Genomic DNA, 21,081 nt, shown 5'->3' on the forward strand with positions numbered 1-21,081 from the left:
AGTGAAACGCAGCTGCGCCGATGGTAGTGTGGCCTAAGCCATGCGAGAGTAGGTCATCGCCAGGGTTTTTACCCGAAAACCCCGCTGCTCACGCAGCGGGGTTTTCTTTTTTTGCAGGCACCTGGTTTTTGCAGGTATCTGTTTCTCGGAAGAGACCTCTGCTGAGCTGGCGCAATGCGCTGCTCCAACCGTCTCCCTGGTGAAATTAGCGCTGTGGCACCACCCGATCCCATCCCGAACTCGGAAGTGAAACGCAGCTGCGCCGATGGTAGTGTGGCCTAAGCCATGCGAGAGTAGGTCATCGCCAGGGTTTACACCCAAAACCCCGCTGCTCACGCAGCGGGGTTTTTTTTGTTCTCCGCTTGCATCTTCCGCGAGCGTAAGGGCCCCGCAGCGACCGGCAGGCCCCTCGGCAAATGTCCCCCCGGCCGCCGCCTGACGGCGACGCCCTCCTACTTGATTCTGCCCAGGCGCCTACCGGCCGCTACGAGGCTTCGCGTACTGTGTGCGGACTGACCAGATCCATCCCGGCACTCGCTGTCGCGCTGATGCTGGGCGGCGCCAGTTGTCTGGATACGTTGCGTCGCGATGCCCTTGTGGGCGAAATCAAGGAGGAGGGCGTCGCCGTCAGGCGGCGGTCGGGGGCGTCACCGGCAAGGGCGTCGTGGCCCAACGCCCGACCAACCCAGCCGCCGACCCAAAAAAAACGGCGCCTAGAAAGGCGCCGTTTTCATGAAACAGAGATCACGTCAGAAACAACGACCGCTCAGCGCGCAGACTCCGCGGCCGGCGTCTCAGCGCCCTTGCCCTTCATCATGGCATCGCGTGCCGCCTTGAACGGATTGCCCTCGTACCAGTTCGGCCAACGGTCGCCGCCAGCCAGCTCCTGGCCAACCCCGTACAGCAGCTGCAGGTCCTCGACCGTGCCATCCAGCTTCCAGGTCGCCGGATCGAACTCATCCTTCGGGCCGTGGTAACGGTGGCTGCCATAGTCCTCGGCGGCCTTGCGGCCAGCCTCGACACCGCCGTCGCGCAGATCCTCACCACCGTCGGCATACAACGCCGGCACACCCGCCTTGGCGAAGTTGAAGTGATCCGAACGGAAGTAGAAGCCGCTCTGCACCGCGGTCTCGCCGTGCAGGGTACGGCCCTGGTTCGCGGCCAGCGGCTTGAGGATGTCCTCCAGCTCGGAGCTGCCGAAACCGGTCACGGTCACATCCTTGGCACGGCCCGCCACCGACATCGCATCGATGTTGATCACGCCGGCGATCTTGTCGAGCGGGAAGGTCGGATGACTGACGTAGTACTTCGAGCCCAGCAGGCCCGACTCTTCCAGCGTCACCGCCAGGAACACCACCGAACGCTCCGGTGCCGGCTGCTGGTGGACCATCGCGTCGGCGACTTCCAGGATGCCGGCCACGCCGGTCGCGTTGTCGACGGCACCGTTGTAGATGTTGTCGCCCTGCTCACCCTCGTGCTTGCCGAGATGATCCCAGTGCGCCATGTACAGCACCGCTTCGTCCGCCCGCTTGCTGCCCGGCAGCACGCCGACCACGTTGCGTGACTTCTTCTCGGCGATGGTGCTCTTCAGGTCGAACGACACCTTGGCCTTCAACGGCACCGGCTTGAAGCCCCGCTTGCTGGCGTCCTTGTAGGCCTTGTCCAGATCCAGGCCGGCCTCGGCGAACAGCTGGCGGGCGGCATCGGCGCTGAGCCAGCCCTGCGCCGGCAGGCGTGCTTCCGGATCATCCTTGGCGGGCAGATCGTATTGCGGACCGGCCCACGAGTTCTTGACCACGTCCCATCCGTACGACGCGCCGGCGGTGTCGTGCACGATCAGCGCGGCGGCCGCGCCCTTGCGTGCGGCTTCCTCGAACTTGTACGTCCAGCGCCCGTAGTACGTCATGCGCTTGCCGTCGAACAGCTTCCCGTCGTTGACGTGGAAACCGGGGTCGTTGACGAACATCACGACCGTCTTGCCCTTCCAGTCCTGGCCGGCATAGTCGTTCCACTTCTGCTCGGGCGCGTCCACGCCGTAGCCGACGAACACCAGGTCACTGTTCTCGACCTTCACCTCCGGCTGGCCACTGCGCGTGCCGATCACCATGTCGGTGCCGAACTTCAGCTCGCGGGCCTTGCCGGCCTGGTCGAGCTTCAGCACGGTCGACTCATCGGCCGTGGTCTCGGTCATCGCGACATCCTGGAACCAGCTGTCGCCATTGCCCGGCTGCAGGCCGATGCGCTGCATCTGGTCGCGGATGTAGTTGACGGTCAGCTCTTCACCCTTGCTGCCCGGCGAACGGCCTTCGAACTCGTCCGAGGCCAGGGTCTTGACCAGCTCGGCGAAGTCGTCGGCGTTGATCTCCGGCGAAAACGCGTGGCTGGGCGCGGTCGGCGCCGCGTCGGTGGCGGGCGCGGCGGCAGGTGCCGCGGATTCGCCCTTGCACGCGGTCAACGCAGCGGCAGCGGCAAGGCACAACAGAAGTTTGCGGGGCATCATCGGTTCCTGGAACGGGAAAGGCGGGTGCGCAGCGCACCAGTGAGCACAATATCAATCCTGCGGCGCGGTGTCGGTATCGAACGGCACGGCCACGGCACCACTGACCGGTCCCACCCGCGCGGTGCGGTGGACGTAGAGGGTGACCTCGCGTTGGAACTCCAACGGTCCGCTGACCGTCGCGTTCGGCCCGATGATCACGCGCGGCTTGCGGCCGGGGGTCAGCGACAGGTTGAAGTTCGGTTTCTTGACCTCGATCCCGCCTTCGACCTGCGAGCCCACGCCGACGGTGATGTCGCCGTTGACCGTCTCGATGCCGCGTGCCACGCGCGTCTCGACCAGCCCGATGCTGCCGTTGACGGTCTCCAGGCCCCCGTCGATCTGGCTGCCGCGGTCCAGGAAGATGCCGCCGTTGACCGTGTCCACGCCGCCGCTGGCAATCACTTCGCGCCCGACCCGCACGCTGCCGTTGACCGTGGAGATACCGCCGGTCCGCGCGCGATCGGCGACGCGGATGCCGCCGTTGACGGTTTCGATGCGACCGGTGACGGCGCCTTCGGCGACCTTGATGCCGCCGTTGACCGTCTCCAGATTGCCGTAGCTCTGGCCGGCCTCGGCGGAGATGCTGCCGTTGACCTTGCTGATGTTGTCGCCTGCGAAGGCCGGCGCACAGGGCAGCGCCAGGACCAGCAGCAGCGGAAGCAGGGAGCGTTTCATGGGAACCTCGATGGTGGAGCGCGGCTGGCAGGCCGCCTGCAGGAATGTCACCATGCATCGTTGCAATCCGCATCTGCCTGAAGTCACTGGAAAGCCCTTGCGCCACAACGCCTTCTCCTCACGCCGGGATAACAATCCGACCGACGGACGCGGTCGCTCGCAGTGGCTGACCCCGACGTTGCGTGCGCTGCTGCTGGCGGTGGCCGTGCTGGGCGCCAGCCCGCTCGCCGCCCAGTCCTCCAAGGAAGCCGAGCGCAAGCTGCAGAAGCTGCGCAGCGAGCTCAAGGGCGTGGCCCAGGAACGGCGGAACCTGGAAGGTCAGCGCGGACAGGCCTCGCGCCAGCTGCGCGAAGCCGATGAGAAGGTCGCCCGCACCGGCCGCGTCCTGGCCCAGACCGAAACCGCGCTGCAACGCGAAACCCGCGCCATGAACGAGCTGCAGGCCAAGCGCGATGCACTGCAGGCCGGGCTGGAAAAGCAGCGGGCGGAGCTGGCGTCGCTGCTGCGCGCGGCGTACCGCATCGGCAACAACGCACCGCTGAAGCTGCTGCTGTCGCAGGATCGCGTCGCCGATGCCAACCGCAGCCTGGCCTATCACCGGTACCTGCAGCGCGAGCGTGCGCAGCGCATCCAGTCGCTGACGGCCGACCTCACCGAACTGCAGCGCGTGGAGACGGAGATCGTCGACCGCCGCAAGGCGTTGGAAGGGACCCGGCAGCAGCAGAAGCAGCAGGTCGCCACGCTGGCCGATGATCGCCGCGAACGGGCGGCGACGGTGGCCACGCTGGACGAGCGCTACAAGGATCGCAGCGAACGCGAAAAGGCGCTGGGCCAGGACGCCAAGGCGCTGGAAACCCTGCTCGCCAACCTGCGTGCCGCCGCTGCCCGGGCGGAGGCCGAACGCCGTGCTGCCGCGCGACGTGCCGCCGCGGAAAAAGCCGCTGCCGACAAGGCCGATCGTGCCGCGGCTGCCAGTGGCACGCGCCCGCCGCCGCGCGCGACCAAGACGCCGCCTGCGGTCGCCTCCGCGCCGCCGCCGAAGGTGGGTGGGCTGGGCTGGCCGCTCTCCGGCAACCTGCTCGCGCGCTATGGCGGCAAGCTGCCCGATGGCCGCACCAGCAGTGGCGTACTGATCGGTGCGCCGGCCGGCAGCACGATCACCGCCGTCGCCGATGGCACCGTGGTGTTCTCCGACTGGATGACCGGCTACGGCATGATCCTGATCGTCGATCATGGCAACGGCTACATGAGCCTGTACGCCCACAACGACACCCTGCTGCGCGATGCCGGCGCCACGGTGAAGAAGGGCGAGGCGGTGGCCAAGGTCGGCAATTCCGGCGGGCAGGGCGTGACCGCGCTCTACTTCGAACTGCGCCGCAATGGGCAGCCGGTCGATCCGGGCAGCTGGCTGCAGCGGCGATAAACAGCGCCCAACCTGGGGGCGCCGCCGTGCAGGGGATTCAACGGGAATTTACCGTCGCTTCGCGCATAATCGGGCGACGCACCGTGGTGCGTGGATAACCGTCCCCCGCTCATCCTGGAGTGCTTCATGCGCGTAGCCCGTTCCGCCACCTTGCTGCTGGCCCTGTTGCCCGCGGTGTCCTGGGCGCAGCAGACCGCTGAAGCGCCGGCACGCGGGGCCGATGCGGCCACCACGGAAGAAGCGGTGACCTCACGGGTTCCGTTGGAAGAAATCCGCCGCTACGCTGCCGTGTACAACGCGGTGCGCGCGGCCTACGTCGATCCGGTCGACGACAAGAAGCTGATGCAGTCCGCGATCCGCGGCCTGCTGCTGGACCTGGATCCGCACAGCACCTACTTCGACAAGGAAGACGCCGAGGCCTTCGATGAGCAGGCCAACGGCGCCTACGATGGCATTGGCGTGGAGCTGCAGCAGCAGCCCGACAACAGCAGCCTGAAAGTCATTTCGCCGATCGACGATACCCCGGCGACACGCGCGGGCATCCTGGCGGGCGATCTGATCATCGCCATCGACGGCAAGCCGATCAGCGCGATCGAAGCGACCGAACCGCTGCGTGGCGCCGCGGGCACCAAGGTCGTGCTGACCCTGGTGCGCGAGGGCAAGCCCAAGCCGTTCGATGTCACGGTGACCCGCGAGACCATCCGCGTCACCAGCGTGCGCAGCAGGATGCTTGAACCCGGGTATGGCTACATCCGCCTGAGCACCTTCCAGGCCGACACCGGTGCCGATTTCCAGAAGCATGTCGCCCAGCTGCAGCAGCAGGCCGGTGGCAAGCTCAAGGGGCTGGTGCTGGATCTGCGCAGCAACCCGGGTGGCCTGCTCACCGCCGCCGTGCAGGTGGCCGACGATCTGCTCGAGAAGGGCAACATCGTCAGCACCCGTGGCCGCATCTCGATCAGCGATGCACGCTTCGATGCGACCCCGGGCGATCTGCTCAAGGGCGCACCGGTCGTCGTCCTGGCCGACGCCGGCTCGGCCAGCGCCTCCGAAGTGCTGGCCGGTGCCCTGCGCGACAATGGCCGTGCCCGCGTGGTCGGCAGCCGCACCTTCGGCAAGGGCTCGGTGCAGACCGTGCTGCCGCTGGACAACGGTGACTCGGTGAAACTCACCACCGCGCGGTATTTCACGCCGAGCGGCAAGTCCATCCAGGCCACCGGCATCATCCCGGACGTGCTGCTGCAGCCGGAAAAGCGCCCGGGTGATGACGAGCTGCCGGCCAGCCTGACCGATTACAGCGAAGCCACCCTTCCGGGCCACCTGCGTGGCGATGAAGAAGGCACCGAGGGTTACAAGGCCGGTGACGTGCTGCCCGGCGATGGTCCAATCAACGATGCCCTGGCCGAACTGAAGCAGCCGGGTTCGGTGCTGGCCAGGCAGAAGGCCGAGGCGGCGAAGAAGCCGGCGGCCAAGCCGGCAGCCAAGCCGGCAGCGGGAGGGGCAGCGGTGGCAAAGCCTGCCGAGGCAACTGTCAAGCCGGCAGAAACGAAGCCTGCTGAGACTAAACCGGCAGAGACCAAGCCAGCCGAACAGCCTGCGGCTGCACCGGCTACGCCTGCACCGGCCAAGCCGGAAGCCCCGGCCTCGACGGCACCGATCAAGCCCTGATCGGTAGTGCCGGCCGCTGGCCGGCTCCGCATGAAGCCCACCAGATAGTGCCGGCCGCTGGCCGGCTCCGCATGAAGCCCACCAGGTAGTGCCGGCCGCTGGCCGGCTCTGCTCGAATCAACCCTGCGGGGAGCCGGCCAGCGGCCGGCACTACCCGTTGGCTGACCTGTCGGCCGACCCGCTCCCGGTCATGCCCTCAGAACCCGTGCCGCTTGCGCAGCCGCCGCGCAATCGCCGCGCGCACATACACGCCGTAGCCGAGCCCGAACACAAAGCCGGCGATATGCGCCCACCAGGCCACCATGCCGAAGGTCGGGCCGATATACGCGAACACCACCTGCAGCGCGGCCCAGACCCCGATCAGCAGATAGGCCGGGGCGCGGACGAATTCCAGGAACAGGCCCAACGGAATCACCACGCCCAGCCGCGCGCCCGGGAACAGCGCCAGGTAGGCGCCGATCAGCGCCGACACCGCGCCGCTGGCCCCGATGATGATCTGGTCCGGGCTGCCCATCGTGTAGATCGCGGTCAGGTTGGAGATCGCCCCGCCCACCAGGAACAGCAGCATCAGCCGCCACGGTCCCAGCACGCGCTCGGCCGGCAGCCCGAAGATCAGCAGGAACACCAGGTTGCCCAGCAGGTGGGACCAGTCCGCGTGCAGGAACAGCGCGGTGAACAATCGCAGCACGCTGCCGTCCTGCAGGGTCGCCCACCAGTCCAGCGGGTGGGTCAGGCCGGTGGACAGCGCGCCCCAGTCCATCCACAGGCTGCGGCGGGCATCGTCTGGCCGGGAGATCGACCACAGGAAGGCCGCCCACAGTGCGGCGAACAGCAGGGGAGTGGCCCAGCGGTAGGCGGCTTTCTTGCGGGAGGGGGTCGACACGAACATGCGGGCACTAGCCTAGCGCGGCAGCTGAGCTGACGGGGATATGTCGTGTTCAGCATGAATAGCCACAAGGGCGACACACGTTATTGTTTCATTAACCGCTCTCGGTATACTCGCATACGGCGTCGTATGTCGGGAGGGGAATCCGGCGCGTTGTCCTGACCCATCAAGGGGAGGGGCGGCGCAGGCGCGCGTTGCCAACATCACCGCTTTCCGGAGAGAACCAACAATGCATACCGCTTCCACTCTTGCCCGCGTCACCGCCCTGGCCGTCGGCATTGCCGGTGTCCTGGCCGTGGGCCACGTCAACGCTGCCGCCTTCCAGCTGAAGGAAAACAGCGCCAAGGGCCTCGGCCGCGCCTTCGCCGGTTCCGGCAGCGCCGCCGGCGACGCCTCCATCATGGCCGTCAACCCGGCCGGCATGCGCCAGCTCGAAGGCATGCAGGTCCAGGGCGACCTGAGCGCCATCAGCTTCTCGGCCAAGTTCAAGGGCACCGGCCGCAAGCCGACCGGCCAGCCGCAGACCGGCGGTGACGGCGGCGACGCCGGCATGATCGCCCCGGTCCCGGCCGCGTACTTCCACATGCCGATCGGCGAGCAGGCGCACTTCGGCGTCTCGCTGACCGCACCGTTCGGCTTCAAGACCGACTATGACAATGGCTGGGTCGGCCGTTACAGCGGCCTGAAGACCGACATGAAGGCCATCGACCTGGGCTTCGCCGCGTCCTACGACGTCAACCCGTACGTGTCCTTCGGCGCGTCCGTGTTCGTCGAGCACCTGACCATCGAACTGAGCAACCAGATCGACTTCGGCACCGCGCTGGCCCAGGCCCGCGTTCCGGGCTTCGCCCCGGGCAGCGCCGATGGCAAGCTGACCGTTGAAGGCGACAACAACGCCGTGGGCTGGACCGTCGGCGGCTTGTTCAGCCCCGATGAGAACACCCACATCGGCATCAGCTACCGCTCCAAGGTCGAGCACAAGATCACCGGCGGCGACGCCACCTTCGACGTGCCGACGAACGCGGCCGCCGTGCTCGCACGCGCCCAGCCGGGCAACTTCGTGAGCACCTCGGGCAAGGCCACGCTGACCCTGCCGGCCTCGGCCACCCTGAGCGTCACGCACAACGTCAACGACCGCTGGACCGTGATGGGTGATGTCACCCGTACCGCCTGGTCGACCGCGTTTGACCAGGTCACCATCGACTACGCCTCCAGCCAGCCCGATTCGGTGCTGGAGTTCGGCTACCGCGATACGACCTTCGTCTCGCTGGGTGCCGACTTCAAGCTGAGCGACACCGTGACCCTGCGTGGCGGTGTCGCGCTGGACCAGACCCCGACCACCAACGCACACCGCGACGTGCGCGTGCCGGACACCAGCCGCAAGTGGCTGTCGATGGGCGTGGGCTGGACCCCGTCGGCGAACACCGAATACAACTTCGGTTACACCCACCTGTTCACCAAGGATCCGGACGTGATCATCGGTGGCACCACCAACAACCAGGGCAACTCGCTGAACGGCAAGTACAAGGTCCGTGGCGACGTCCTGGCCGCTTCGTTCAACTACAAGTTCTGATCGACGCGTCACCGATCGGTTGAACGCAGCAGCAGAAAACCCCGCGAAAGCGGGGTTTTTTGTTGCCTGCAGCGTGCACCGGGCGGATCAGCGCAGCTGGCGCGGCGTCGCGTTGAGCCGCTTGCGCATCAGCCGCCGCAGCGCGGTGGGATCGCGGTAGCCCACGCGCTCGGCCACGGTCTCCACCGAGTAGCGGCTGTTCTCCAGCAGGGCGCGCGCCTGGTTCAACTGCACGCTGCGGATCAGGTGCAACGGCCCTTGCCCGGTAGCCTTGCCGACCTGCCGTGACAGCGTGCGCGTGGACATGCCGACGTGTGCCGCAAGCGCACCGACACTGACCGTGGCCGGCAGCGTGGCTTCGATGTGGGCGGTGAGCGAGGCGATCAACGCATTGCCCTGCGCCATCATCGCCGGGACCATGAACGGCGATTGCAGTTGCCGGCGGTCCAGCAGCAGGGCGCGCGCCACCGCATCGGGCAGGGCGGGACCAAAGCGCTGCCGCAGCAGGTACAGCATCAGGTCGGTATGGCCGAGCGCGGCGCCTGCCGTGATCACCTGCGTGTCATCGATCACCATGCGGTCCGGATCGACCCGGCACTCCGGGGCCTGCCGCTGCAGTGCGCCGGCCAGCCACCAGGTCGTGGTCACGCTGCGCCCGGCAAGCAGCCCGGCGTCGTGCAGCAGGAACACGGACGCACAGGACGCGGCGACGCGCCCACCCGCCGCCACGTGCGTGCGCAGCGCCCGCAGCACACCCGGGATGTCCGGATCGCGCAGGCGTTGCGCGATGGCCTCGGGATCCTCGACGCCGAGCCCGGGCACGATCCAGCAGGACTGGGGATCGGCGATGCGCGGCATCGCTTCCGCGCGCAACTGCAGGTGCGTCCCCAGGCGGACAGCGCCCCGGGCCGGGCTGCAGACCTGCCAGCGCGGGACCGGCAGGCCCAGCCGCGGCGCCAGCGTGGCGGCCGTGGTGAGGATGTCCAGGGTCAGCGCGACGCTGGAGGCGAACGCACCGGGCAGAACGATGACGGTGAAATCATGCATTGGCTGATTGTGCACGAAAGATGTCAGATCGGCCGATGTTGCCCGGAGCGGTGTTCGGCTCCAATGGACGCCCCTCCCGCAACACCGTGATCCGCATGCCCAACCTCACCGTGACCCTTCCCGCCCATGCCTTCGATTTGGCCACCCGGCAACGCCTGCTGCAGGCCGTGCACGACGCGGCTGTCCGCGCCACGGGGCTCGGCCCCGAACCGGCCCAGCAGCGCCTGTGCTGGGTGATGCTGCAGGAAATCGCGGCCGGCCACTGGCTGTGCGGCGGTCTGGACATCGGCGCGCGCGCTATTCCCTGCCAGATCGAGGTGCGCATACCGCAGGGCGTGCTGGATGCGCGGCAGCGCGCCGACTACGCCCGCCAACTGCACGAGGCCATCGCGGGGTGCCTGCCGTCGGAGGACACCCGCGTGCTGCTGGGGTCGATCGTGATGACCGACGTCGCCGACGGTCACTGGGCCGTCAATGGACAGCTCTGGCAGGTGAGCGACTTCGTTCGGAACGCCGGTTACGCGCACCTGCAATCGCAGGCCGCGCCGGCCTGATCCGACGCGCCACCCGGGCGGAGGAAAGAACGCCGGAATGACATCGAACACGACGTACAATCCCCGCCCGGACGGCGCCCCTGCCGTCTCGTGCCTGCTGACAAGGATCTGTATATGTCGTCTCTGCTTCTGCGCTCCGCGCTCGCTCTTGGCCTGGCCGGTCTCTCGCTGCCGGCGCTGGCTGCACCGGAGTTCGCCACCTGTTTTACGTTGACCCCGGGCCTGTCGTGGTCCACCAGTGATGAAACGCTGACCATCGAGAAGGCCACGTTCGCCGGCCAGCAGGCGATCAAGGTAAACAGTGCCGGCGGTGGTGTCGGTAGCGCCAGCTACTACGATGCGAGCGGCCGCCAGCTCCTCGGCCAGGAGCGCCTTGGCATTTCCGCCTGGGGTGGCGACGGCGCCAAGCCGGTGATGACCGACGTCTTCAAGCCCGCGCCGACGTTCCCGGCGAACGCCAAGCCGGGCGATCGTTTCGAAGTCAACGGCAAGGGCGAGCGCACCAACCATGCCGAAGACACCGTCGAGCCGATCGACTATGACGGCTTCTCCGACTACACCTTCGTCGGCTTCGAGGACGTGGAAGCGGAGGTCGGCTACCAGCCGCGTACCTTCAAGGACACCTGCCACGTCACTGCCACCTTCGAAGACAGCCGCATCGAGGCGTGGTACGCCGCCGGGTTCGGCCGCATCCGGTTCGAGCGCTACATGGGCAACGAGCTGCTGATGCGCGACGAGATCGAGTCGATCGAAGAGTAATACCCACAAAAAACCCCGCTTTCGCGGGGTTTTTCGTTCAACACAGGACGCCGGGAATCAGTCGCCCAGGGTCAGCAGCGAGGCGTTGCCACCGGCCGCCGTGGTGTTCACGGTGACGGTCTTTTCGGTGGCGAAGCGCAGCAGGTAGTGTGGACCGCCGGCCTTCGGGCCGGTGCCCGACAGGCCCTGGCCGCCGAACGGCTGCACGCCGACCACCGCACCGATCTGGTTGCGGTTGACGTACACGTTGCCGACGTTGATGCGCGAGGAGATGCGGTCGACGGTTTCATCGATGCGCGAATGCACGCCCAGGGTCAGGCCGTAGCCGGTCGCGTTGATCTGGTCGATCACCGCGTCGAGCTGATCGCCCTTCCAGCGGATCACGTGCAGCACCGGCCCGAAGATCTCCTTGTGCAGCTGGTCCAGGTTCTTCAGCTCGTACGCACGCGGGGCGAAGAAGGTGCCGTGCGCGGCGTCTTCGCCGAGCGTGGCAGCGGCGATCAGACGGGCGTCCTTCTCCATCCGTACCGCGTGATCCTTGAGGATCTGCAGCGCATCGGCATCGATCACCGGGCCGACGTCGGTGGACAGCAGGCCCGGGTCCCCGACCTTCAGTTCGGCCATCGCACCGGACAGCATGGTCATCACCTTGTCGGCGATGTCGTCCTGCACGAACAGCACGCGCGCGGCCGAGCAACGCTGGCCGGCCGAGGTGAACGCGGAACCGATCGCATCCTTGACCAGCTGTTCCGGCAGCGCCGAGGAGTCGGCGATGAAGGCGTTCTGGCCGCCGGTTTCGGCGATCAGCACACCGATGGCGGCGTCGCGTGCGGCCATCGCGCGGTTGATCGCACGAGCGGTGTCGGTCGAGCCGGTGAAGGCCACGCCGGCCACGCGCGGGTCGGCGGTCAGGGCCGCACCGACAGTGGCGCCGTCGCCCGGCAGGAACTGCAGCACGCCTTCCGGTACGCCGGCGTCCAGCAGCAGCTTCACCGCGTAATAGCCGATCAGGTTGGTCTGTTCGGCGGGCTTGGCGATCACGCTGTTGCCGGCGGCCAGTGCAGCACCGACCTGGCCGAGGAAGATCGCCAGCGGGAAGTTCCACGGGCTGATGCAGACGAACACGCCGCGGCCATGCAGCTGCAGTTCGTTGGATTCACCGGTCGGGCTCGGCAGCTTTTCGGCATGGCCGAACTGCTCGCGTGCCTGCTTGGCGTAGTAGCGCAGGAAGTCGACCGCTTCGCGCACTTCGGCGATGCCGTCGGGCAGGCTCTTGCCGGCTTCCTTGACGCACAGCGCCATGAACTCGGGCATGCGCGCTTCCAGCTGGTCGGCGGCATGTTCCAGGATCGCCGCGCGGCTGGCGGCCGGGGTGCGGTTCCAGGCCGGCTGCGCGGCCACGGCATTGGCCAGCGCCTTCTCCACGGTGGCGCTGTCGGCCGGCTGCCACTGGCCGACGACCTGGCGGGTGTCGGCCGGGTTGGTCACGTTCAACAGCGCGCCGGTCGGGTTGGCACCCGGCACCAGCGGCGCGGCGTGCCACCCGCTCTTGCCCGGCGCGGGCACTGCGGCGTTGAGCTGCTCGGCCAGAGCGCGCAGATCGTTGTCGTTGGCGAGATTGACGCCCATGGAGTTCTTCCTGTCATGGTTCTGGCTGCGCAGCAGATCGACCGGCAGCGGGATTTTCGGGTGCGGGATGGACGCGAACGAGGAGACCACTTCGACCGGATCGCGGATCAGGTCGTCGATGGCCACGTTGTCGTCGGTGATGCGGTTGACGAAGCTGGAATTGGCGCCGTTCTCGAGCAGACGACGCACCAGGTACGGCAGCAGGTCTTCATGCGAACCGACCGGCGCGTACACGCGGCACGGCACGTTCAGTCGGTCGGCCGGCACCACTTCGGCGTACAGGTCGTCGCCCATGCCGTGCAGCTTCTGGTGCTCGTACTGGCCGCCCTTGGCGATCGCCTGCACCGCTGCGATGGTGTGCGCGTTGTGCGTGGCGAACATCGGGTAGATCGCATCGCTGTGCGTGAACAGACGCTTGGCACAGGCCAGGTAGGACACGTCGGTGTTCTGCTTGCGGGTGAACACCGGGTACGCCGGCAGGCCCTCGATCTGTGCGCGCTTGATTTCCGCATCCCAGTACGCGCCCTTGACGAGGCGGACCTGCAGGCGACGACCGATGCGGCGGGCCAGGTCGGCCAGGTAATCGATCGTGTACGGGGTGCGCTTCTGGTACGACTGCACGACCACGCCGAAGCCTTCCCAGCCGGCCAGCGAGGCATCGCTGACCACGGTTTCGATGATGTCCAGCGACAGCTCCAGGCGGTCGGTTTCTTCGGCGTCGACGGTGCAGCCGATGCCATAGGACTTGGCCAGCTGCGCCAGTTCGAGCACGCCCGGGACCAGGTCGGCCATGACGCGTGCGCGCTTGGCGTGCTCGTAGCGCGGGTACAGCGCGGAGAGCTTGATCGAGATGCCCGGTGCCGAATTGACGTCGCCATCCGGACGGCCACCGCGGGCCTTGTGGTCGCCACCGATCGAGTGGATCGCGCGACGGTAGTCTTCCAGGTAACGCTTGGCGTCCTTCATGGTCAGCGCACCTTCGCCGAGCATGTCGAACGAATAGCGGTAGCTGGCGTTGTCGCCCTTGTGCGAGCGCGACAGCGCTTCGTCGATGGTGCGACCCATGACGAACTGATGGCCCATGATCTTCATCGCCTGGCGCACGGCCAGGCGGATCACCGGCTCACCCACGCGGCCGATCAGGCGCTTGAACGCGCCCGGCACATCGGCGCGGGTGGAATCGTTGATCTGGACCAGGCGGCCGGTCAGCATCAGGCCCCAGGTGGAGGCGTTGACCAGCACCGAGTCGCTGCCGCCCATGTGCTTCTTCCAGTCGGCATCACCGAGCTTGTCGCGGATCAGCTTGTCGGCGGTGTCCTGGTCCGGAATGCGCAGCAGGGCTTCGGCCACGCACATCAGCAGCACGCCTTCCTCGCTGCCCAGGTCGTACTGGCGCATGAAGGCTTCGATCGCGCCCTGGTCCTGGGCACGCACGCGCACGCGCTTGACCAGGTCGGCAGCGGTGGCCTGCACCTTGGCCTGCTCGGCGGCCGGCAGGCGTGCCTGCTCGAGCAGCTCGCGCACATGGGTGGCCTCGTCCTTCAACCAGGCATCGGTGATCGCCTGGCGGAACGCATTGGGAACGGCCGGCAGCTCGGGGGACAGCAGCGGCGGGCGGGCGGCGCCGGACGATGCCGGGGCAGGGGGAAGGACAGAAGATGCAGTCATGCCGGTCGGCTCGTGGAGAACTTGACCATTTTAATCGTTTTTTGGGCGAGTCAAGTGCTTTCCGTGGCCGGCCCCATCCGTCGCATAGCCTGTCATACAGGGGGATTCGGCGGATTCGACGTGCCTGCCATTTATTGTGCTGTTTTCGTCAAAACGGCCGCCGCAGTCGATGCTGTATTGCACCATTCCTGAAACTGTGAATGGACCCTTGCTACTCGCTGGAGAGCAGGGCTACCATCGAGACGTTTCCCGCGGCAGGAAAAACGCGGTTGCGACATGATCGAGGTGCTCATCGCTCCGGACGGATCAGGGACGCAACTGCGGCTGCGTCCCCCACGGGCGCTCGATGCCCGGCAGTTCGTCCTGTTGTTTGTGGTGTTGGCGGGGGTGATGTGGCTGGCGGCCGGCCTGGGCTGGTTCACTGGCAACGTATTCGCCCCCGTGTTTGCTCTGCTGTACAGCGCGTTGCTGGCAGTGGCGCTGCGCACGGTGTGGCGCAGTGGAGAACGGCAGGAAGAGATCCGGGTAGTGCCGGCGTGCGTGGAAGTGATTCCCGCACCCGGGCATTCGCCGGTGTTCAGCGCCCACCCGCACTGGGTGAGGCTGATCGCCGATGAACGCAGAGTCCGGCTGGCATCCAGCGGTAGGCAGGTGGACGTGGGGAGTTTCCTCGCACCGGCCGAACGCCAGGTACTGGCTCAGAAACTAGAAGGCTTGCTCGCGGCCAATGACGGCCGCAACCGACGACGCTAAGGGTCTAGGCAATGAAGCAATGCAGAAAGTGGGGCAGTACGTTCGGGAAGACGGTGTTGAGCGGGGTCGCGCTGCTGGCGCCGGCCATGGCGTGGGCCCAGGCGGCCGACCCCAAACCGTGGCAGTTGAACATGGGCAAGGGGGTGACCCAGAGCTCGCGGTTGGCGTGGGAGTCCAACCTGTTCTCGCTGTGGGTCTGTACCGTGATCGGTGTGCTGGTGTTCGGCGCGCTGTTCTACGCGATCTTCAAGTTCCGCAAATCCAAGGGCGCGGTCGCCGCCACCTTCAGCCACAACACGAAGGCCGAGGTCATCTGGACCGTGATCCCGGTGATCATCCTGGTGGTGATGGCGTGGCCGGCCACGGCCAACCTGATCAAGTTCTACGACACCCGCGATTCGGAAATGACCGTCAAGGTCACCGGCTATCAGTGGATGTGGAAGTACGAATACCTCGGCGAGAACGTCAGCTTCACCAGCCGCCTGGACCGTGAGTCCGACCGCGTGCGCCAGAGTGGCGTCGTGCCGACCCGCGACAGCCATCCGCACTACCTGCTGGATGTCGACAACCGCCTGGTGCTGCCGGTCGATACCAAGGTGCGCTTCGTGATCACCTCCGACGACGTCATCCACGCGTGGTGGGTGCCGGCACTGGGCTGGAAGCAGGATGCTATTCCCGGCTTCATCAACGAGGCCTGGACCAACATCGAGCAGGTCGGCGTGTACCGCGGCCAGTGCGCGGAGCTGTGCGGCAAGGACCATGGCTTCATGCCGATCGTGGTCGAGGCGGTTTCCAAGGAGGACTACCAGAAGTGGCTGGCCTCGAAGAAGCCTGCCCCGGCACCCGCACCCGAGGCGGCTCCGGCCCCTGCGCCGGCCGCCCCGGCCGAGGCCACCCCGGCACCGGCCAGCGAGCCGGCCGCTGCAGCAACAGACAGCAACGCCTGAAATCGAGCCGCGTCCGCCAACCGGCGGATGCGGGTACCACCGGATACAGTGAGGTGTAGTTGCGATGGCGCATTCCGCAGTTGACCACGACGGGCATCACGGGCATCAGCAGGGGTTCTTCGAGCGTTGGTTCTTCTCGACCAACCACAAGGACATCGGCACGCTCTACCTGCTTTTCAGCTTCATCATGTTCATCATCGGCGCGGCGATGAGCGTGATCATCCGCGCTGAGCTGGCGCAACCGGGCCTGCAGTTCGTCAAGCCCGAGTTCTTCAACCAGATGACCACCGTGCATGCGCTGGTGATGATCTTCGGTGGCGTGATGCCGGCCTTCGTCGGCCTGGCCAACTGGATGATCCCGCTGCAGATCGGCGCGCCGGACATGGCCCTGCCGCGCATGAACAACTGGTCGTTCTGGTTGCTGCCGGTGGCTTTCAGCCTGCTACTGCTGACCCTGTTCCTGCCGGGCGGCGCCCCCGCCGGTGGCTGGACGCTGTACCCGCCGCTGTCGCTGCAGGGTGGCTACAACGTGGCCTTCAGCGTGTTCGCCATCCACGTGGCCGGCATCAGCTCGATCATGGGTGCGATCAACATCATCGCCACCGTGCTCAACATGCGTGCGCCCGGGATCGACCTGCTGAAGATGCCGATCTTCTGCTGGGCCTGGCTGATCACCGCGTTCCTGCTGATCGCGGTGATGCCGGTGCTCGCCGGTGCGGTGACGATGCTGCTCACCGACAAGTTCTTCGGGACCAGCTTCTTCAATGCCGCCGGTGGCGGTGACCCGGTGATGTACCAGCACATCTTCTGGTTCTTCGGGCACCCGGAGGTCTACATCATGATCCTGCCGGCGTTCGGCGTGGTCAGCGAGATCATCCCCACCTTCAGCCGCAAGCCGCTGTTCGGCTACCAGGCCATGGTCTACGCGATCGCCGCGATCGCCTTCCTGTCCTTCATCGTCTGGGCCCACCACATGTTCACCGTGGGCATGCCGCTGGGCGGCGAGATCTACTTCATGTTCGCCACGATGCTCATCTCCATCCCGACCGGGGTGAAGGTGTTCAACTGGGTCAGCACCATGTGGCGCGGCTCGCTCACCTTCGAAGCGCCGATGCTGTGGGCGGTGGCGTTCGTGATCCTGTTCACCATCGGCGGCTTCTCCGGCCTGATGCTGGCGATCGTGGTGGCCGACTTCCAATACCACGACACCTATTTCGTGGTCGCGCACTTCCACTACGTGCTGGTCACCGGCGCGGTGTTCGGGTTGATCGCCGCGGTGTACTACTGGTGGCCGAAGTGGACCGGACGCATGTACAGCGAAACCTGGGCCAAGGTGCACTTCTGGTGGTCGATCGTGTTCGTGAACCTGCTGTTCTTCCCGCAGCATTTCCTCGGCCTGGCCGGCATGCCGCGACGCATCCCCGATTACAGCGTGGCCTTCGCCGACTGGAACCTGATCAGCTCGATCGGTGCGTTCGGCATGTTCGTCACGCCCTTCATGATGGCCGCGATCCTGTGGCACTCGCTGCGCCACGGCGCGAAGGCCGCGGATCGTTGCTGGGAAGGCGCACGTGGCCTGGAGTGGACGATTCCCTCGCCCGCACCGGCGCACACCTTCACCACGCCGCCGACCATCCGTCCGGGTGATCTGGCCCATGACGACATCACCCATTGAGGCCGCTCATGACCAGCACGACCCGCACGCCGGATGAGCAGGCCCTGCAACGTCGCCGCGCGCATCGCACCGCGTGGGCGGTCGGCATCGTCGCGCTGATGGTCTATGCCGGCTTCATCCTCAGCGGGGTGATCGGGCGATGAGCGATCCGCGCCCGGCCGCCCCCGCACGTCATGCGGGCCTGCCCCGCCTGATCGGGGTGGCGCTGGCGGTGTTCGTGCTGACCTTCTCGCTGGTGCCGCTGTACCGCATCGCCTGCGAAAAGGTGTTCGGCGTGCGCCTGGAGCGTGGCCCCGGCGCGGCGGCAGGCACTGCAGCCGCCACCGGCAAGCGCACGGTGCGGGTCGAGTTCGATGGCGGGGTGAATTCCAAGCTGCCTTGGGCCTTCCATCCCGAACAGTTGACCATGGACGTGGTGCCCGGCGAGCTCAACGAAGCGCTGTACTTCGCGCGCAATGACAGCGACCGCGCGCTGGTCGGCAGCGCGGTGCCCTCGGTGGCGCCGGCCAAGGCGTCGGGCTACTTCAGCAAGACCGAGTGCTTCTGCTTCACCGCGCAGACCCTGCAGGCCGGTGAGAAGCGCGACATGCCGGTGCGCTTCATCGTCGATCCCGACCTGCCGGCCAACATCACCACGATCACCCTGTCCTACACCTTCTACAAGAACGACGCCTTGTCCGCGGAGCTGGCCCCGGCCAGCCTGCCGACCGGCGCGCGTGCAGCTCCCTGATCCGGACCGGACCCAAGACCATGGCCCAGCAAAGCCCCGATGCGAACGTGTACTTCGTGCCCACGCACAGCAAATGGCCGTTCATCGGTTCCATCGCGATGATGGTGACCATGGTCGGCGTGGCCAGCTGGCTCAACGATTCGGGCTGGGGCAAGTGGACCTTCTACGCCGGTATCGCGATGCTGGTGCTGACCCTGTTCTGGTGGTTCAGCGACGTGGTGCGCGAATCGCAGGCTGGCAGCTACAACCGCCAGGTGGACGGCTCGTTCCGGATGGGGATGGTGTGGTTCATCTTCTCGGAAGTGATGTTCTTCGGCGCGTTCTTCGGCGCGCTGTTCTACACCCGCAACCTGGGCCTGCCGTGGCTGGGCGGTGCGGGCGACGGGGTGATGACCAACGAGTTGTTGTGGGATGGTTATTCGGCGGCATGGCCGACCAATGGCCCCGGCGCGATCGGCGGGCACTTCCAGACCATCCCGGCCTGGGGCCTGCCGCTGATCAACACGCTGATCCTGCTCACCTCCGGCGTCACCCTGACCATCGCGCATCACGCGCTCAAGGCCGGGCACCGCCGCCAGCTGCTGGTCTGGCTGGGCATCACCGTGCTGCTCGGCGTGGGCTTCCTCACCCTGCAGGCGGAGGAGTACATCCACGCCTACAAGGAACTCAACCTCACCCTGGGCTCGGGCATCTACGGCTCGACCTTCTTCATGCTCACCGGCTTCCACGGCGTGCATGTGCTGCTCGGCACGATCATGCTGGCAGTGATGTGGCTGCGCTCGTCGAAAGGGCATTTCACCCGCGACAACCACTTCGGCTTCGAAGCGGCCGCGTGGTACTGGCACTTCGTCGACGTGGTGTGGCTGATGCTGTTCCTGTTCGTCTACGTGCTGTAGCGTCGGCGCGACGTCCTGCCGCATCGACGCCGGTGCGGCCTCAGCCGCCGATGCCGTGGGGCTTGATCCAACCGCTGTAGATGCCGATGACCACCAGCACGATCAACGCCACCGACACCGCGATGCGGCGGGTGAGGGCATTGACGGTGCGCTTGGTCTGGCCGCGATCGACCAGCAGGTAATACAGCCCGGCGCCCAGATTCCAGACGATGACGATCAGAAACGCGATTACCAGCAGGGTCTTCAACGAATCATTCATGCGCGGCTCGATGGCGTGGCGGGTGTGCCTATATCACCGCGTTTTGCCGGCGTTGTCATGATGCGCAAGCACACACGCCTGATCGGCTGGATCGCCGCGGTGCTCGTCATCCTCGCGTTCTGCCAGCTGGGCCGCTGGCAACTGCAGCGCATGCATGAGAAAGAGGCGCTGCTGGCCCAGCAGGTGCCCGCGCGCGCGCAGTCGCTCACGCTGCGCCAGGCCCAGGCCGCACCGCCGCGGCTGCGCTGGGTGGAGGATCGCGGTCGCTTCCTGCCCGGCACGATCCTGCTCGACAACCAGACCCGCGAAGGCCGCGCCGGGATCAAGGTCTATCAGCCGTTCCAGAGTGATGACGGCGCACAGGTGCTGGTCGATCTCGGCTGGCTGCCGATGCCGCCTGATCGGGTCGTGCCGCCGATCACCCCGCGTACCGACCACACGGCCATCAGCGGCCTGCTGGCGCCACCGCCGGCCACCGGCCTGGCCCTGGGGCCGGCGCTGTCGCCCGTCCCGCAGGCGGGCGTGTGGTTGGCCAGCCGGATGCCGCCCGATGACATGGCCCGCGCGCTGTCGCTGCCGCCGGGCAGCGTGGCCGTGCGCGTGCTGCGGCTGGATCCGGCGCTGCCCGGCGGTTACGCGCGCGATCTGGAGCTGCTGCCCAATACCCTGCCACCCAGTCGCCATCTGGGCTACGCCGTGCAATGGTTCGGACTGGCGTTGACCGTGCTGGTGGTCGCGCTGGTCCTGGAATTCCGTCGCCATCGCCGCCGGCGTGGCACTCCCCGGCGCTGACCGGCTCAACATGAGAAAATGCCGCCCATGAATGCCACTTCCCCGGCACGGCTGCCGTCCCGTTCACGCGGCCGCTGGACCCTGATCGCGTTGTTCGGCGTGTTCTTCGGCGCCATGGCGCTGGCGGGCGTGCTGCGCTTCTCCGGCTGGCAGCCGACCTCGCACCGCAATACCGGGGCGCTGCTGCAGCCGCCGGCCGATCTGCGCGCGCTGCCGCCCACCCTGGCCGACGGTCAGCCGTACCCGTGGAACCCGAACGATCGCACCTGGCGGATCCTCGTCGCCCCGTCTGCCAGCTGTACCAGCGAGTGCGTCACTTTGTCGCAGGGATTGGGCAAGGTGTGGCAGCTGTTCGGCCATAACGCCGATAATGTCGAGATCCTGTGGCTGGGCACGCCGCCGGCCGAGGTCCAGGGCATGCCCGCACTGCGCGCGCTGCGCGCCCAACCGGACCTGCGTGCCGCTTTGCCCGCCGTGGATGACGCCGCCGGCACGCCTGTGTATGTGATCGATCCCAATGGATTCGTGATCATGCGGTACGCGCCGGGATTCGATATGGCCGGTCTGCGCAAAGACCTGGCCACGCTGCTGAAACTGAAGTGAGTTCCGTT

19 protein-coding genes and 1 rRNA gene are annotated in these 21,081 nt (G+C 66.9%); 14 read left to right on the forward strand and 6 right to left on the reverse strand.

What is annotated here, in order from left to right:
- Positions 1–195: 195 nt before the first annotated feature.
- Positions 196–310 (forward strand): 5S ribosomal RNA (rrf, locus tag ABE424_RS11385).
- 456 nt (positions 311–766) lie between these two features.
- Here the strand turns inward: rrf and ABE424_RS11390 are convergent.
- Both ABE424_RS11390 and ABE424_RS11395 read right to left on the reverse strand, forming a co-directional pair.
- A complete protein-coding gene (locus ABE424_RS11390; protein ID WP_346492625.1) occupies positions 767–2,497 on the reverse strand; it encodes a M28 family metallopeptidase in 1,731 nt (576 codons plus the stop codon).
- Positions 2,498–2,551: 54 nt separating this feature from the next.
- The gene (locus tag ABE424_RS11395) at positions 2,552–3,214 is read right to left on the reverse strand and encodes a hypothetical protein (RefSeq protein ID WP_346479862.1); all 663 of its coding nucleotides are present in this window, start codon (positions 3,212–3,214) and stop codon (positions 2,552–2,554) included.
- A 190-nt stretch (positions 3,215–3,404) separates the two neighbouring features.
- Between ABE424_RS11395 and ABE424_RS11400 the strand changes: the two genes are divergently transcribed.
- Both ABE424_RS11400 and ABE424_RS11405 read left to right on the forward strand, forming a co-directional pair.
- On the forward strand, positions 3,405–4,637 hold the full coding sequence (locus ABE424_RS11400) for a peptidoglycan DD-metalloendopeptidase family protein (protein WP_346492629.1): 1,233 nt from the start codon (positions 3,405–3,407) through the stop codon (positions 4,635–4,637).
- A 126-nt stretch (positions 4,638–4,763) separates the two neighbouring features.
- On the forward strand, positions 4,764–6,302 hold the full coding sequence (locus ABE424_RS11405) for a S41 family peptidase (protein ID WP_346479861.1): 1,539 nt from the start codon (positions 4,764–4,766) through the stop codon (positions 6,300–6,302).
- 196 nt (positions 6,303–6,498) lie between these two features.
- On the opposite strand, the gene ABE424_RS11410 is transcribed toward ABE424_RS11405, so the two are convergent.
- Positions 6,499–7,191: a rhomboid family intramembrane serine protease gene (locus tag ABE424_RS11410; protein WP_176990552.1), complete on the reverse strand. Its 693-nt coding sequence runs from the start codon at positions 7,189–7,191 to the stop codon at positions 6,499–6,501.
- A 226-nt stretch (positions 7,192–7,417) separates the two neighbouring features.
- Between ABE424_RS11410 and ABE424_RS11415 the strand changes: the two genes are divergently transcribed.
- Positions 7,418–8,761: an outer membrane protein transport protein gene (locus ABE424_RS11415; protein WP_346492624.1), complete on the forward strand. Its 1,344-nt coding sequence runs from the start codon at positions 7,418–7,420 to the stop codon at positions 8,759–8,761.
- A gap of 87 nt (positions 8,762–8,848) precedes the next feature.
- Here ABE424_RS11415 and ABE424_RS11420 read toward each other — a convergent pair whose 3' ends face one another.
- Positions 8,849–9,808, reverse strand: a complete 960-nt coding sequence (locus ABE424_RS11420; RefSeq protein ID WP_346492623.1) for a helix-turn-helix domain-containing protein — start codon at positions 9,806–9,808, stop codon at positions 8,849–8,851.
- Between the two features lie 35 nt (positions 9,809–9,843).
- Here ABE424_RS11420 and ABE424_RS11425 point away from each other — a divergent pair, with 35 nt between their 5' ends.
- Together ABE424_RS11425 and ABE424_RS11430 are read left to right on the forward strand one after the other, a co-directional pair.
- Positions 9,844–10,362 carry a tautomerase family protein gene (locus ABE424_RS11425; protein ID WP_346492622.1) on the forward strand — a complete coding sequence of 173 codons (519 nt, stop codon included), beginning with the start codon at positions 9,844–9,846 and terminating at the stop codon, positions 10,360–10,362.
- 114 nt (positions 10,363–10,476) lie between these two features.
- Positions 10,477–11,121 carry a hypothetical protein gene (locus ABE424_RS11430; RefSeq protein WP_346492621.1) on the forward strand — a complete coding sequence of 215 codons (645 nt, stop codon included), beginning with the start codon at positions 10,477–10,479 and terminating at the stop codon, positions 11,119–11,121.
- A 57-nt stretch (positions 11,122–11,178) separates the two neighbouring features.
- Here the strand turns inward: ABE424_RS11430 and putA are convergent, their stop codons facing one another.
- Positions 11,179–14,418 carry a bifunctional proline dehydrogenase/L-glutamate gamma-semialdehyde dehydrogenase PutA gene (putA, locus tag ABE424_RS11435; RefSeq protein ID WP_346492620.1) on the reverse strand — a complete coding sequence of 1,080 codons (3,240 nt, stop codon included), beginning with the start codon at positions 14,416–14,418 and terminating at the stop codon, positions 11,179–11,181.
- A 276-nt stretch (positions 14,419–14,694) separates the two neighbouring features.
- On the opposite strand from putA, the gene ABE424_RS11440 reads away from it, so the two are divergent.
- The 6 genes from ABE424_RS11440 to ABE424_RS11465 all read left to right on the forward strand — a co-directional run bounded on the left by ABE424_RS11440 (position 14,695) and on the right by ABE424_RS11465 (position 19,419).
- On the forward strand, positions 14,695–15,171 hold the full coding sequence (locus ABE424_RS11440) for a DUF2244 domain-containing protein (protein ID WP_176990547.1): 477 nt from the start codon (positions 14,695–14,697) through the stop codon (positions 15,169–15,171).
- Positions 15,172–15,182: 11 nt separating this feature from the next.
- Entirely contained in the window at positions 15,183–16,118 is a 936-nt protein-coding gene (gene coxB, locus ABE424_RS11445; protein WP_346492619.1) for a cytochrome c oxidase subunit II, read from the forward strand.
- Positions 16,119–16,182: 64 nt separating this feature from the next.
- Entirely contained in the window at positions 16,183–17,793 is a 1,611-nt protein-coding gene (gene ctaD, locus ABE424_RS11450) for a cytochrome c oxidase subunit I (protein WP_019185997.1), read from the forward strand.
- Between the two features lie 8 nt (positions 17,794–17,801).
- Positions 17,802–17,936, forward strand: a complete 135-nt coding sequence (locus ABE424_RS11455; RefSeq protein ID WP_346492618.1) for a hypothetical protein — start codon at positions 17,802–17,804, stop codon at positions 17,934–17,936.
- Entirely contained in the window at positions 17,933–18,523 is a 591-nt protein-coding gene (locus tag ABE424_RS11460) for a cytochrome c oxidase assembly protein (RefSeq protein WP_346492617.1), read from the forward strand. Before ABE424_RS11455 ends, ABE424_RS11460 begins: the two co-directional genes overlap by 4 nt.
- A gap of 20 nt (positions 18,524–18,543) precedes the next feature.
- Entirely contained in the window at positions 18,544–19,419 is an 876-nt protein-coding gene (locus ABE424_RS11465; protein WP_176990544.1) for a cytochrome c oxidase subunit 3, read from the forward strand.
- Positions 19,420–19,459: 40 nt separating this feature from the next.
- Here the strand turns inward: ABE424_RS11465 and ABE424_RS11470 are convergent, their stop codons facing one another.
- Positions 19,460–19,678, reverse strand: a complete 219-nt coding sequence (locus ABE424_RS11470; protein WP_019185993.1) for a twin transmembrane helix small protein — start codon at positions 19,676–19,678, stop codon at positions 19,460–19,462.
- Positions 19,679–19,735: 57 nt separating this feature from the next.
- On the opposite strand from ABE424_RS11470, the gene ABE424_RS11475 reads away from it, so the two are divergent.
- Both ABE424_RS11475 and ABE424_RS11480 read left to right on the forward strand, forming a co-directional pair.
- Positions 19,736–20,470 (forward strand): SURF1 family protein, encoded by a 735-nt coding sequence (locus ABE424_RS11475; protein WP_346492616.1) that lies wholly within the window; start codon positions 19,736–19,738, stop codon positions 20,468–20,470.
- 27 nt (positions 20,471–20,497) lie between these two features.
- A complete protein-coding gene (locus tag ABE424_RS11480; RefSeq protein WP_176990542.1) occupies positions 20,498–21,073 on the forward strand; it encodes a hypothetical protein in 576 nt (191 codons plus the stop codon).
- Positions 21,074–21,081 lie beyond the last annotated feature (8 nt).

This window comes from Stenotrophomonas sp. TWI1149 (assembly GCF_039673155.1).
In the GTDB taxonomy this organism is placed as follows: Bacteria; Pseudomonadota; Gammaproteobacteria; order Xanthomonadales; family Xanthomonadaceae; genus Stenotrophomonas; species Stenotrophomonas maltophilia_AA.

What these genes read in the sequence shown, in the direction of transcription:
- ABE424_RS11430 (WP_346492621.1), top strand. Translation starts at nt 10,477, where the DNA reads ATGTCGTCTCTGCTTCTGCGCTCCGCGCTCGCTCTTGGCCTGGCCGGT.
- ABE424_RS11475 (WP_346492616.1), top strand. Translation starts at nt 19,736, where the DNA reads ATGATGCGCAAGCACACACGCCTGATCGGCTGGATCGCCGCGGTGCTC.
- ABE424_RS11440 (WP_176990547.1), top strand. Translation starts at nt 14,695, where the DNA reads ATGATCGAGGTGCTCATCGCTCCGGACGGATCAGGGACGCAACTGCGG.
- ABE424_RS11455 (WP_346492618.1), top strand. Translation starts at nt 17,802, where the DNA reads ATGACCAGCACGACCCGCACGCCGGATGAGCAGGCCCTGCAACGTCGC.
- ABE424_RS11420 (WP_346492623.1), bottom strand. Translation starts at nt 9,808, where the DNA reads ATGCATGATTTCACCGTCATCGTTCTGCCCGGTGCGTTCGCCTCCAGC.
- ABE424_RS11470 (WP_019185993.1), bottom strand. Translation starts at nt 19,678, where the DNA reads ATGAATGATTCGTTGAAGACCCTGCTGGTAATCGCGTTTCTGATCGTC.
- ABE424_RS11410 (WP_176990552.1), bottom strand. Translation starts at nt 7,191, where the DNA reads ATGTTCGTGTCGACCCCCTCCCGCAAGAAAGCCGCCTACCGCTGGGCC.
- ABE424_RS11390 (WP_346492625.1), bottom strand. Translation starts at nt 2,497, where the DNA reads ATGCCCCGCAAACTTCTGTTGTGCCTTGCCGCTGCCGCTGCGTTGACC.
- coxB (WP_346492619.1), top strand. Translation starts at nt 15,183, where the DNA reads ATGAAGCAATGCAGAAAGTGGGGCAGTACGTTCGGGAAGACGGTGTTG.
- ABE424_RS11465 (WP_176990544.1), top strand. Translation starts at nt 18,544, where the DNA reads ATGGCCCAGCAAAGCCCCGATGCGAACGTGTACTTCGTGCCCACGCAC.
- ABE424_RS11405 (WP_346479861.1), top strand. Translation starts at nt 4,764, where the DNA reads ATGCGCGTAGCCCGTTCCGCCACCTTGCTGCTGGCCCTGTTGCCCGCG.
- ABE424_RS11460 (WP_346492617.1), top strand. Translation starts at nt 17,933, where the DNA reads ATGAGCGATCCGCGCCCGGCCGCCCCCGCACGTCATGCGGGCCTGCCC.
- ABE424_RS11425 (WP_346492622.1), top strand. Translation starts at nt 9,844, where the DNA reads ATGTTGCCCGGAGCGGTGTTCGGCTCCAATGGACGCCCCTCCCGCAAC.
- ctaD (WP_019185997.1), top strand. Translation starts at nt 16,183, where the DNA reads ATGGCGCATTCCGCAGTTGACCACGACGGGCATCACGGGCATCAGCAG.
- ABE424_RS11480 (WP_176990542.1), top strand. Translation starts at nt 20,498, where the DNA reads ATGAATGCCACTTCCCCGGCACGGCTGCCGTCCCGTTCACGCGGCCGC.
- ABE424_RS11415 (WP_346492624.1), top strand. Translation starts at nt 7,418, where the DNA reads ATGCATACCGCTTCCACTCTTGCCCGCGTCACCGCCCTGGCCGTCGGC.
- ABE424_RS11395 (WP_346479862.1), bottom strand. Translation starts at nt 3,214, where the DNA reads ATGAAACGCTCCCTGCTTCCGCTGCTGCTGGTCCTGGCGCTGCCCTGT.
- putA (WP_346492620.1), bottom strand. Translation starts at nt 14,418, where the DNA reads ATGACTGCATCTTCTGTCCTTCCCCCTGCCCCGGCATCGTCCGGCGCC.